The organism is Streptomyces sp. SID14478 (assembly GCF_010548525.1).
Taxonomy (GTDB): Bacteria; Actinomycetota; Actinomycetes; order Streptomycetales; family Streptomycetaceae; genus Streptomyces.
On sequence record NZ_JAAGMG010000002.1, the window covers coordinates 15,459 to 27,255 of the forward strand.

The window sequence follows — 11,797 nt, forward strand, 5'->3', positions numbered from 1 at the left end:
TCCGGCACACAGAGAAGCGGGCTGCTCTGGCCGGTGCTGCCCCTCCCCCGGCCCGGCCGCGGGAGGCTCTGCGCAGGCCCTATCCCTGTTGCGCCCGAGGTCTCCTGCGCGCAGGACGAGCGCGTGGCTTCGACCTCGTCTCGTGCCCCCACAGGCTCCAGCCCGCAGCGGCGACGAGCAGCCACACCACGGCGACCGCGGGCAGCGCGGCCCCGAAGACGCCGAGCGCCAGCGACAGTACGAGCGGCGGCAGCAGGTGGCCGAGCAGCCTGTCCCAGCCGACCGGGGCCTTCGCCGCCCGCTGGGACACCGCCGGACCCACGAGACCGATCACCGCGTACGCGGCGAAGCTCCCGCACAGCACCCAGCGCACGCTGCCCGGCAGGCCTGAGTGCCGGTGCTCGATCGCCGCGCCGAGGCCGGCGGCCAGGGCGGTGAGCGCGCCGTTGGTGACGCAGTGCAGGAAGAGCACCAGGCGCGGCGGGAGGACGGACTCGCGAAGGTTGGGCACCCCGGCGTAGCCGTGCACGAGGGAGAGCCGCCAGATGGACACCAGCAGGAGGAACCCGGCGAGTTCGAGCGTGCGCAGGGTGTGGTCCCAGTGGGTGCCGGAGCCGACCGTCACGAGCTGGGCGACGCCCTCGCCGAGCACGATGATGGTGAACAGGCCGAGCCGCTCGCCCAGGTGGGCCGGGTCGACGTGGGCGAAGGTGAAGTCGAGCCGCCCGGCGTCCCGTTCGCGGCTGCCCTGCTGCTCGGCGCGCTGCTGGACCGCGGCGCGTCGGGCCTCGGCGTTCTCCTGGAAGTTGCGGGCCGAGATGCTGAGCGTGGCCCACAGGTCGATGGCCAGTCCTGCGGCCCAGAGCCAGTAGCGCGCCGGGCCGTCCACCCAGATGGAGACGATCCAGGGCGTCACGCCTGCGGAGAACTGCGCGACGGGCCAGTCCACCAGCATCTGGCCGCCCCGGCGCCAGGCCCCGCTCGCCACGAAACGCAGCGCGACGTAGGTGACCGCGAACACCTTCAGATGCTCGCCCTCGTGCACCCCTGCCACGGACGAGGCCAGGATGACCATGCCGAGCATGCCGATGAGCATGGTCCAGGTGCGCGCCCGGTCGCCGACGACGTTGCCGTAGACCGTGAAGCACATCCAGATCGTCCAGAACGCCAGGTAGAGCAGGGTGAACAACCCGACGTCGGCCCAGCTCGGCTCCCCGTGCAATACATGCGCCAGCTGTGCGGTCCCGGCGACCGCGATCAGGTCGAAGAAGAGCTCCAGCCAGGTGGCGTGGCGCTCTTCCGCAGGGGTCTTCGCCGGCCCGTCACTCTGCGCATCTGCCACACCGGCACCGTAAAGGGGCCCTTCTCCCGGCGCTCTCCGGCCGCGGCCAAGTGGCCCGCAACCGCCCCACGTGGGCGTCACACCGATCCGGACGGCGTCGTGGCCCGGGCGGACGACCGCGTAGCCGGTTCCGAGGAGTTCCAGCGGGCCGCGACGCGCTGGTTCGGCGCACCGGGCCCTTCGCCGGCCTCCACCGCGGTGTCCTAGAGTCGCCGCATGCGACGAAGGACCGCACTGGCGCTGACGGGGGCCGCGGCGGCCGGGGCCCTCGCCTGGGGCGAGTGGGTGAACTGGCGCTGGTCGCGCTGCCTTGTGGGCACCGGCGAGGGCGCTTGCGAAGCCGTGGTCGTCCTGGGCTTCCGCAACCCCCAGCCGACCGCGAACCTCGTCAACCGCTGGCGCGTACGCGCGGGAGTCCGCTCCGTCGCCGCCGACGAGGCGCGGGTCACGCGCCTGGTCTTCAGCGGCGGAGCGCCCCTCGGCAGCGTCTCGGAAGCCCGGCTGATGGCCGACTACGCGCAGTCGGTGTCCGCGTTCGAGGGCACCGTCCTCCTTGAGGACCGCAGCGCGACGACGTGGGAGAACATCACGAACGTCATCCCCCTGATCGAGGACGTCGATCGCATCAAGATCGCCTCCCAGCCGGCGCACGCGCTCAAGGCCCGCGCGTACCTGCGCCGGCAGCGCCCCGATCTGGCGGCGAAGCTCGTGCGCGCAGGGGACTACCGCCCCGGCGAGTGGATGGCGGCCAAGCCGCTGCTGGCTCTGTACGGCCTGTGGACACTGCGCGGCCTCGCGCCCGCCGAGCGGCGGGTCTGCGCGTGAACCGCCGGTGCGGGCTCGCTCCGGTCATGCCGTGGCGGCCAGCGCGCCCACGCCCGTGGTCAGCGCGGCCGAGAACACCTCGGCCGTCCGGTCCAGGGCCTGGGCGGACGCCGCGGCGATGACCGTACGGTCGCCGTCGACGGTGATGTCCTTGTCGAGGGTGAACCAGCCCGGAACGATGTGGGCCGCTCCCATCGAGGTCAGGACGGGACGCAAGGCGTAGTCGAGGGCCAGGACGTGGGCGGTGCTGCCGCCGGTGGCCAGCGGCAGTACGGTCTTCCCGGCCAGCGCGTACTGCGGGAGCAGGTCCAGCAGTGCCTTGAGCAGACCGCTGTAGGCGGCCTTGTAGACCGGCGTGCCGATCACGATGCCGTCCGCCTGCCGGAAGCGCTCCGCGGCGTCGGCGATCGCCGGGTGGTGGAAGTCCGCGCGCAGCAGTGCTTCGGCGGGCAGGTCGCGGACGTCGAGCGTGCTGACCTGGTGGCCGCCGCTGACGAGTCGGGCGTCGACGTGACGCAGCAGGCGTCCGGTGCGCGACGTGGCTGAGGGGCTTCCGGATACGGACAGGATGGCGGCCATGGGAACCTTCCGGGTCGATGGTGCGGATGGTGCGGTACTGCCGGGTGTGCGGTGGGGTTCACCAGGAACTGGACCGCACCGTGACCGGTGGGGTCAGGTCCCCGCGCAGCGCCTCCAGGAACGTGACGATCTCCGCTGCCACCGCGCGGTGCTGCTGGTCGTTGAGGACGTCGTGCCGGGCGCCGTGCACGACGGTGAGGCGGGCACTGGTCAGGGACTTCGCCAGCCGGGCGAGGGCGTCGTGGTCGGCGAGGGGGTCCCGGTCGCCGACGAGGAGGAGGTGCGGGATGTCCGACGAGGTGTCGAGGGCCGCTTCCAACAGGTGGGGCGGAACAGAGGTGTTGAGGGCTCCGCGCCGGACCTGCGGGTCGTCGGTGAGGGCACCACGGTGCACGGGGCACGCCGTTCTGATGTCCAACTCGTCGTCCCAGGAGGCGCTTTGAGCGGCCCCGCTGCCGGGGAGCCCGGCGAGGACGACGGCGTCCGGGCGCAGTCGGTGGTCCTCGGTCGGGCGGGCGAACAGGGCCGCGAGCGCTACGGCGCCCGTGTCGGACCCCACCAGCACCACTGGGCGCACCGGGTCGCCGTCGGTGGCCGCGCCCTCGACCGCGGCGGCGAGGCGCGCGCGGAGCTGCCCCGAAGACGCGTCGGGTCGGTCCTCGTCGAGGTCCGTCGCCTCGACGACCCGGACCCGATAGGCGTCGGCGGCGAGCCGCTTGCCGAGCCGGTCGTACGTGGCGCGGGTCTCGCCCCTGCCCGGGACCACGACCACGGTGGCCCGGGTGCGCAGACCCTCGGGGGCGAAGTGGTCGGCGTACTGGTCGCTCATGCGAGTACTCCTGCGGGTTCAGGTGCGGGGGCGGGCCGCCAGCCCAGGGCGGGCGCGATGTCGGTGGCGAGGAGTTCCAGTGCCCGCAGGGAGGCGTCGAGGTCGGGCAGGGCGGGGTTGAACTGGGCGATCAGGTCCGTGGCGACGGGCAGGACGCGCTCCTGCGCGAGTGCGGCGACGATGTCGTCGGGATGCCCGTAGAAGCAGTGGAAGCGGCGCAGCGCCTCCGCCTCGTCCAGTCCCTCGGGGAAGGCTCCGCTGCGTGCCATGCGCAGGGCGGCGCGGTGCACGTCGTCGCCGATGTGACGCAGTGCCGTGCGCCGGTCCTTCGCCGGGAACACGAACCTGGACAGGCCGATCCGTGGGCGGCGCGGCCGGTCCCAGGCCGCGAGGTACGCGTCCGCCCAGGGGCGTTGCACGCCGTCCGTGGGCGCGTCGTGGCCGTAGGCCGCCCGGTTCAGGAGGAGGTTCGCGCCGCCGGCCGCGGCGTGCCGGGCACCGGCTTCGCCGAAGACGCCCTGCCAGATGCGGTCGGTGAAGTCGTCGGGCGCGGGCTGGACGCGGAAGCCGTCCGCGCCGACCTCGTCACCGGCCAGCGCCCGGCGCAGCACCTCCAGGTTCTCGGTGGTGAGCTGGCGCTTGCGCGTCACGTCCTTGCCGAAGGCGGCGTACTCCAGGTCGCTGGAACCGCTGCCGACACCGACCTCGACGCGTCCGCCGCTGAGCGTGTCGACGACGGCGATGTCCTCGGCGAGCCGGAGGGGGTCCTCCAGTGGCAGGACCGTGACGGCGGTGCCGAGCCGGATGCGGGTGGTGCGGGCGGCGGCGTGGGCGAGGAAGGGCCAGGGGGCGGACAGGCCTCCGCCGCCGCCCGGCTCGTGGTGCTGGGCTACCCAGCCGATGTCGAACCCCAGCGCGTCGGCGGCGACGAAGAGTTCCTGCGCGTTGCGGTACGCGCCTTTCGGGTCGCCGCCGCGGACCTGGACGTGGGTGAGGAAGCCGAGCCGGAAGCGCGGCGCGGGAGCGGTCACGACACGACCGCCGGAAAGGCGTGCCGGTTGGCCGGGATCGGCAGGCCGAGGTTGCCGCGCAGGGTGTCGGCCTCGTACTCGGTGCGGAACAGGTCGCGCTTCTGCAGGATCGGGACGACGCCGTCGACGAAGAACTCCAGCTCCTCCTCGGTGCGGAACGCCAGGTTGATGCCGTCGAAGGTGCCGGCGTCGAACCACTCCTCGATCCGGTCGGCGACCGTCTCCGGTGCGCCGACGAACGGCGAGCGACGGAACTCGGCGAGCGACTGGGCTACTTGACGCAGGGTCAGCTGTTGCTCCGTCGCCCGCGCGATGATCTTCGCCGCTCCGGTGCGGCCGCCCTTCTCGGCGAGGTGCGCGACGTCGGGGAAGGGCGCGTCGAGGTCGTGGACGCTGAAGTCGTACGCGCCGAAGGACCGGCCGAGGAGCGCGAGGTGGCGGTCGAAGTCGTTGTCCTCCTCGAAGATCTCCCGCTCGCGGCGGCGGGCGGCCTCGTCGGTGGCGGCGACGACCGGTCCGCCGTGGATGAAGATCTTGATGTGGTCGGGGTTGCGGCCGTGGGCGGCGGTGCGCCGTTTGATGTCGGCGTAGTACTCCTGCGCCTGCTGGAGCGGTCCGCCGGGCGCGTAGATGCCCTCGGCGACCCGTGCGGCGAGGTCGCGGCCCTCCTCGGAGACGCCGGCCTGGAAGATCACCGGCTGGCCCTGCGGAGAACGCGAGAGGTTGAGCGGTCCGGCTACCTTGAAGTGCTCGCCGACGTGGTTCAGTTCGTGCAGTGCGGCCGGGTCCAGGAAGACGTTGCGCGCGACGTCGGCGGGGAAGGCGTCGTCCTCGTACGAGTCCCACAGGCCCTGGGCGACCTGGACGAACTCCAGCGCCCGGCCGTACCGGGTGGCGTAGTCGAGGTGCTCGTCGAGGCCGTAGTTCCTGGAGGTGCCGGTGTCGAAGCTGGTGACGACGTTCCAGCCGGCGCGGCCCCCGCTGATGTGGTCGAGGGAGGCGAACCGGCGGGCGAGGTTGAACGGCGAGTTGTAGGTGGAGCTCGCCGTGCCGACGAGGCCGACGTGCCGGGTGTGGGTGGCGACGGCCGACAGCAGGGTCAGGGGTTCGAGGCGGTTGAGGTAGTGCGCGGGGTAGGTGGCGTTGATGAACTGGCTGTCGACGATGAACAAGGCGTCGAACAGTGCGTGTTCGGCTGCCTGGGCCTGGCGTATGTAGTAGTTGATGTCGATGCTGGCGTTCTTGGCGACGCGCGGGTCCTTCCACAGGCCGTGCTGGCCGGGGCCGCCGACGCCGTACGGGTGCAGCGCGAGGTGGATCTTCTTTCGGGACATGGCTGTTCCTGTCTGTGAGGGCGCGGAGTGCGAGGTGCGGGCGCGGGCCTACGCGTGCAACAGGGCGCGCAGGGCGGCGCGTTCGGCCCTGTCGACCGGAGGTCCGTGCAGGGTCGGAGCGGAGCCGAGCAGGAGGCGCGTGTACGGGTGCCGCGGCTGATCGACGAGGTCGCGGGCCGCGCCCACCTCGACGAGTTCGCCCCGGTAGAGCACGGCGATGCGGTCGGCGACCCCGGCGACGGAGCCGAGGTCGTGGGAGATGAGCAGGAGGGCGACGCCTTCGGAGCGCAGGTCCTTGAGGATCTCCAGGACCTGGACGCGGTTGGCGGAGTCGAGGGCGCTGACCGGTTCGTCGAGGATGACGACGCGGGGTTCGGTGACCAATGCCCGTGCCACGGCGACGCGTTGGCGCTGGCCGCCGGAGAGTTCTCCCGGCAGTCGGCCGAGCAGGTCCTCGGTGAGCCGGACGCGGTCGAGATAGGTGCGCACGCGGGTGGCCGCCGCATCGCGTGGCACGCCCTGTACGAGCAGGGGTTCGCTCAGTGACTCCTCGATCGTGAGGTCCGGGTCGAGGCTGCGCAGGGGGTCCTGGAAGACGTACTGGACGGTGCCGCTGCGGCGCAGGTCGCGCCATTGGCGGCGGCGGTAGGAGGTGACGTCCGCTCCCCCGATGACGAGCGAACCCGCCGTCGCGGGGACGAGGCCGAGGACGGTGCGGGCGAGCGTGGACTTGCCGGAGCCGGTCTCACCGATGAGGCCCACGGTCTCGCCCGGTGCGATGCTCAGCGAGACGCCGCGCAGGGCCTGGCGGCGTCGGCGGCGCGGCCCGTAGTGCACGTCGAGGGCGGTGATCTCCAGGATCGGGCCGGCGGCGCTCACGCGTCCTCCTTCGCGGCGCGGAACCTGTCCAGGCCGTAACTCTCGTGCTCGGCGATGAGCAGGCGCGTGTAGTCGTGCCGCGGGTCGCGCAGGACCGCCCGGGTCGGTCCTTGTTCGACGACCTCTCCGTGGCGCATGACGAGGACCTCGTCGCACAGCTGGGCGACGACGGCGAGGTCGTGGGAGACGACCACGAGCGCGAGCCCGGTGCTCTCGCGCAGGTCGGCGAGCAGGTCGAGGATCTCCGCCTGCACGGTGACGTCGAGCGCGGTGGTGGCCTCGTCGGCGATGAGGATCCGCGGCTGTGCGGCGATCGCCGCGGCGATCAGGACCCGCTGCAGCATGCCGCCGGAGAGTTCGTGCGGGTACTGGCCGTGGACGAGTTCGGGCTCGCGCAGCTGGACCGCCCGCAACAGCTCGACGGAGCGCTCGCGGGCCTCGCGGCGTCCGAGCCCCTTCTTGACGCGGAGCACCTCGGCGAGCTGGGCGCCCACCCGGATCGAGGGGTTGAGGTAGGAGGCCGGGTCCTGGAAGACGGCGCTGATCGTGGTGCCGCGCAGCTCGGTCCAGCGGGCCGGCGTCAGGGTCGTGATGTCGGTGCCGGCGATCTCGATGGAGCCGGCGCCGACCTCGAAGTGCGGGGGCAGGATGCCCAGTGCGGCGCGGCAGGTGAGGGTCTTCCCGCTGCCGGACTCGCCGACGATGCCGACGGTCTTGCCGGGGGTCAGCTCGAAGCTCACGCCGTGGACGATCTCGCGGTCGCCGGCCAGGTCGCTGATGCGTACGTCGCGCAGGGCCAGCACGGGTGCGGCGGGCGGCGTCACCTCCCGTGGCGGGCTGGTGCGTTGTGGCAGCGTCTTCTGGGTGGACGGGGTCATCGGGCACCTCCGGCGGGGGCGGGGTCGGCCTTGTCGATGCGGTGGGCGCGGGCCTTGCGCCGGTTGACCAGGGCGCGGCCCGCTTCGCCGGAGACGTCGCGCAGGGCGTCGGCGAGCAGGTTGGCGGCCCAGACGGTCACCATGATCAGGAGGGCGGGGGCGACGGGCGCCCACGGCTGGTGGCTGAGGTAGGCGAGGTCGGAGGCGAGCAGCCCGCCCCACGTCGGCGCGGGCGGCTGGACGCCGATGCCGAGGAACGTGAGGCTGGAGACGATCACGAAGCCGACGCCGATGGTCTGCGCGAGGGCGACCCCGAGCGGCGGCAGCACCTTCGCCCACACGTGGCGGCGCACGATCCAGCCGACGGAGGCCCCGGAGACCAGGGCGGCCTCGACGTACGGGGAGCGTGCCACGGTGAGGGTCGCGGCGCGGGCCACCCGGTAGAACAGCGGGGAGACCAGGACACCGGTGACGAGCATCGCCTGGGTGATGCCGTTGCCGAGGAGCGCGATCACGGCGACGGCGAACAGCAGGAACGGCAGGGCGACCAGGGTGTCGGTCAGCCGCAGCGTGAGCCATTCGAAGGCGCGCCCGAGGTAGACCGACAGGATGCCGGGGACGGAGCCCACGACCAGTGCGGTCAGGGCGACTTCGAGGGAGCCGAGGACGCTGACGCGGGAGCCGTCGAGGAGGCGGCTGAACGTGTCGCGGCCCAGATAGTCCGTGCCGAGCCAGTGGGCGGACGAGGCGTCGGCCAGGGTGTGCGCGCTGGTCGCGAGGGGGTCCTGCGGGGCGAACAGCGGGCCGAGGAGCGCGAGCAGCGCGACCACGGTGAGGATGACGACGGCGATCCGTCCGGACGGGAGCCCGAGGATGCGGCGCAGCACGGGTCACACCCCCCTCTGGGAGGCCGGCGTCATGCGGGCCAGGACCAGGTTGACGAGCAGGTTGAAGGTGACGACCAGGACGATCGACACGACGAGGACGCCTTGGACGGCGGGTACGTCACCGGCCTGGGCGGCGTCGTTGGCGAACCGCCCGAAGCCCTGCAGCCCGAAGATCCACTCGGTGATGACGGAGGCGCCGACCAGGGCGGGGAACTTCAGGCCGAGCGTGGCGAGGGTCGGGCCGAGGCCGTTGCGCAGGACGTGGCCGAAGAAGATCCGCCGGGGGCTCAGCCCGCGCACCACGGCCCCGGTCACGTAGTTCTCGCTGTAGGCGCCGATGAGACTGGTGCGCAGTTGGCGGGCGACGTCGGCGATGACGTCGAAACTCAGGGCGAGCGCCGGGAGGGTGATGTGCGCGAGCCACGGGCCGAGGCCCTGGGCGGCCGGGACGTAGCCGGCCGACGGGAACAGGTGCAGTCCGACGGCGAACACGGTGACCAGGACGATGCCGACGACGAACGCGGGCATCACGGAGATGACGGTGACGAACCCGGTGACGGCCCGGTCGATCCAGGTGGTGCGGCGCAGCGCCGCGAGGGTGCCGAGGCCGAACCCGACGACCACCCCGATCAGAAGGGCGAGCGTCGCGACGGACAGGCTGACGCCGAGGCCGACGCCGATGAGGGTGGAGATCTCGGAGCCGTTGGTCCAGCTGGTGCCGAGGTCGCCGTGCAGGACCCCGCTGAACCAGTCCCCGTACTGGACGAGGAAGGGCCGGTCCAGTCCCCATTCGGCCTCGACCCGCGCGACCGCCGCGGGGGTCGCCTCCTCCCCCAGCTGGATGCGTGCCGGGCTGAGTCCGCTCAGCGAGCGCAGCGCGAACGTCACGAAGGTCGCGACCAGGAACACGGGGACGAAGAGGGCCACGGACCGGCCGAGGGCGGCGAGCACCCGGAGCGCGGCACGCCGCGTCCGGGAGCGTGGGGCGCTCACTCGGCACCGCCGATGGTCACGCCGGTCCAGTCGATGTGGGCCGGGTTCTTCGGCAGGCCGGAGATCGCCTTGCTCTTCGCGATGAGGTTGGGCTGGGAGTACGTGAAGACGAGGGCCTTGCTCTCCAGTCCCGCCCGGGTCGCGGCCTGCAGCACCTTCGCGTACTGGGGCGAGTCGAGCGGTGTCCTGCGGACCTTGGCGATCGCGGCCTCGAAGCCTTCGGGCTCGTAGGGCGAGCTGAGGTTGAGCGGGCCGTCGGGGCCGAAGTGGGCGGTGAGCGTCTGCGCGGCCGAGTCGCGTCCCGTGGTGCTGTACAGCGAGAAGGTCAGGTCCTTGGCGAAGAACGGTGTGGCCCAGTTCTTGTCGATCTTGATGGTGACGGTGATGCCGACCTTGGCCAGCTGTGACTGGACGATCTCGGCCTGCGGGTCCTCGGCCGGAATGACGAGGCGCAGCTTGAGGTCGCCCGCCTTGTAACCCGCCTCGGTCAGCAGTTTCTTCGCCTTGGCGGGGTCGTAGGGGTAGGTGTCCGCGGACTTCGGGTCGTAGGCGACGTAGCCCTTGGGGAACGGCTGGTCGGTGGTCTCGCCGTAGCCGAACGTCAGCTTGTCGACGAACTCCTGGCGGTCGACCGCGTAGCGGACGGCGTCGACGACCTTGTCGTTGTCGAACGGCTTCTTGTTGATGTTCAGACTGATGTTGGAGGCGTTGAAGCCGGGCTGCACGAAGACGTCGAGGCCGGCCTTCTTGGCGGCGGAGGCCTGGCTGGGTTCGATGTCGGCGAAGTTGTAGACGCCGGTCTGCAGGCCGGAGATGACGGTGGAGGAGTCGGGGGCCGAGGTCAGTTCGACGTGGTCGATGTGGATGTTGTCGGCGTCCCAGTAAGCCGGGTTCTTCTTCAGGACGGCCTTGGTGCCCGGGACCAGCTGGGTGACGGTGAAGGGGCCGGCGCCGACCGGGTTCTGGTCGAGTTTCGCCGGGGACCTGGCCGCCTTGGGGCTGGCGATCTGCAGGACGCGCTGACCGAACAACTGCGGTATCTGGTAGTCGACTTGGCTGAGGTGGACGACGGCGTCCAGGCCCCGGGCGTCCACGGACTCGACGGAGGTGAGGTCGCCGAAGAGGGCCGAGTTCTTCTGCTTCTTGGCCCGGTCGACGGCGGCCTTCACGGCGGCGCCGGTGACCGGCTCCCCGTCGCTGAACTTCAGACCGGACCGCAGGTGGAAGGTGATCTCGTCTCCCTTGCCGTTGTACTCCCAGCTCTTGGCGAGGTCGGGGACGGCGTCGCCCTTCTCGTCCGTGCGCGTCAACGACGCGTAGACCAGGGAGAGTTCGCGGAACTGGGCGCCGCTGCCGCCGACGACCGGGTCCCAGTGGGTGGGGAAGTACGAGGAGGTCCACTTGAGGGTCGGGTCTCCGCTCGCGGAGGCGGCCGCACCGCCGCAGGCGCTGAGAGCCGGGACGAGGAGAGCGGCCAGGCCGGTCACGAGGCCTGCGGTACGCAGCCGGGCTGCGGGTCGACGGTCATCTGCGGGGCGTCGGGGCGTGAGGCGTCCGGGCATGGGTTTCTTTCGTCGAGGGCCCTGCTTCCACCCGGGGCGGCGGAGACGGGGCGAGAGGTGGCACCCCGCGGCCCGGCCTGGACCCGTGCCTCAACCAGCGTGCGTGCACGGTGATTTCGGGCACGACGGAGCCGGGGCAGGGACGTCAGCCGGTCACGGGGCGTACCGGGATGCGGAGCACGAGAGGAGGCGGCGCGGAGAACGGAACGCGCTCGGCCGAACGGGGCGCGGGGCGGCGCGGAGGCCGTGGAATCGGTCGGTCAGCGACAGAGGGCGCTACAGGTGCGCCGCAGATCCACGTAGCGGCACACCACACCGGAGTGCGTCGTGAGCATGTCCCACATCCTGGGGCCGGTCGTCCGCGCATGTCAATGGACACCAATTGGTGTCTCATTCGGCGGACTTACTTTCTGCGCTGGTCAAAGGACCGTCAAGGAGCGGTGGATGCGTCCCGCACGCTCGCGGAGCGGGCCCGTGCCTCCTCGGCGTGCAGCCACAGCGGGCCGCCGGCGGTGTCCACGCGCACCGCGTCCGGCGGCGGCCACGGGCCGGTCGTCAACACGTGCCGCTCGGGCTCGGTCAGGCTCCGGTAGTGCCGCAGCGCCTGCGCCGCGGGCAGCGCCGGCGGGGCCGCCGACAGGAGGCCGGGGCACAGCTC

The 11,797-nt window shown here is 72.1% G+C and carries 11 protein-coding genes and 1 pseudogene; 1 reads left to right on the top strand and 11 read right to left on the bottom strand.

Annotation, left to right across the window (positions count from 1 at the left end; translation table 11 throughout):
- Positions 1 to 79: 79 nt before the first annotated feature.
- Positions 80 to 1,342 (bottom strand): low temperature requirement protein A, encoded by a 1,263-nt coding sequence (locus tag G3I40_RS00210; RefSeq protein ID WP_164300097.1) that lies wholly within the window; start codon positions 1,340 to 1,342, stop codon positions 80 to 82.
- Positions 1,343 to 1,558: 216 nt separating this feature from the next.
- Between G3I40_RS00210 and G3I40_RS00215 the strand changes: the two genes are divergently transcribed.
- The gene (locus G3I40_RS00215; protein ID WP_164300098.1) at positions 1,559 to 2,167 is read left to right on the top strand and encodes a YdcF family protein; all 609 of its coding nucleotides are present in this window, start codon (positions 1,559 to 1,561) and stop codon (positions 2,165 to 2,167) included.
- 24 nt (positions 2,168 to 2,191) lie between these two features.
- Here G3I40_RS00215 and ssuE read toward each other — a convergent pair whose 3' ends face one another.
- The 10 genes and pseudogenes from ssuE to G3I40_RS00265 form a co-directional block, all read right to left on the bottom strand.
- Positions 2,192 to 2,746, bottom strand: a complete 555-nt coding sequence (ssuE, locus tag G3I40_RS00220) for an NADPH-dependent FMN reductase (RefSeq protein WP_164300099.1) — start codon at positions 2,744 to 2,746, stop codon at positions 2,192 to 2,194.
- Positions 2,747 to 2,804: 58 nt separating this feature from the next.
- A complete protein-coding gene (locus tag G3I40_RS00225) occupies positions 2,805 to 3,575 on the bottom strand; it encodes an alpha/beta hydrolase (protein ID WP_164300100.1) in 771 nt (256 codons plus the stop codon).
- Positions 3,572 to 4,606: an LLM class flavin-dependent oxidoreductase gene (locus tag G3I40_RS00230; protein WP_164300101.1), complete on the bottom strand. Its 1,035-nt coding sequence runs from the start codon at positions 4,604 to 4,606 to the stop codon at positions 3,572 to 3,574. Before G3I40_RS00230 ends, G3I40_RS00225 begins: the two co-directional genes overlap by 4 nt.
- Positions 4,603 to 5,940 carry an NtaA/DmoA family FMN-dependent monooxygenase gene (locus G3I40_RS00235; RefSeq protein WP_164300102.1) on the bottom strand — a complete coding sequence of 446 codons (1,338 nt, stop codon included), beginning with the start codon at positions 5,938 to 5,940 and terminating at the stop codon, positions 4,603 to 4,605. Before G3I40_RS00235 ends, G3I40_RS00230 begins: the two co-directional genes overlap by 4 nt.
- Before the next feature lie 48 nt (positions 5,941 to 5,988).
- Complete coding sequence (locus G3I40_RS00240; protein WP_164300103.1) at positions 5,989 to 6,819, bottom strand: ABC transporter ATP-binding protein; 831 nt, start codon at positions 6,817 to 6,819, stop codon at positions 5,989 to 5,991.
- On the bottom strand, positions 6,816 to 7,697 hold the full coding sequence (locus tag G3I40_RS00245; protein WP_164300104.1) for an ABC transporter ATP-binding protein: 882 nt from the start codon (positions 7,695 to 7,697) through the stop codon (positions 6,816 to 6,818). Before G3I40_RS00245 ends, G3I40_RS00240 begins: the two co-directional genes overlap by 4 nt.
- Positions 7,694 to 8,584 carry an ABC transporter permease gene (locus tag G3I40_RS00250; protein ID WP_164300105.1) on the bottom strand — a complete coding sequence of 297 codons (891 nt, stop codon included), beginning with the start codon at positions 8,582 to 8,584 and terminating at the stop codon, positions 7,694 to 7,696. Before G3I40_RS00250 ends, G3I40_RS00245 begins: the two co-directional genes overlap by 4 nt.
- Before the next feature lie 3 nt (positions 8,585 to 8,587).
- A complete protein-coding gene (locus G3I40_RS00255; RefSeq protein ID WP_343244778.1) occupies positions 8,588 to 9,577 on the bottom strand; it encodes an ABC transporter permease in 990 nt (329 codons plus the stop codon).
- Positions 9,574 to 11,139, bottom strand: coding sequence for an ABC transporter substrate-binding protein (locus G3I40_RS00260; RefSeq protein ID WP_164300106.1), 1,566 nt, complete (start codon positions 11,137 to 11,139; stop codon positions 9,574 to 9,576). The genes G3I40_RS00255 and G3I40_RS00260 overlap by 4 nt, the downstream gene beginning before the upstream one ends.
- Positions 11,140 to 11,569: 430 nt before the next feature.
- Positions 11,570 to 11,797, bottom strand: a pseudogene (locus G3I40_RS00265) (hypothetical protein); the annotation flags it as partial.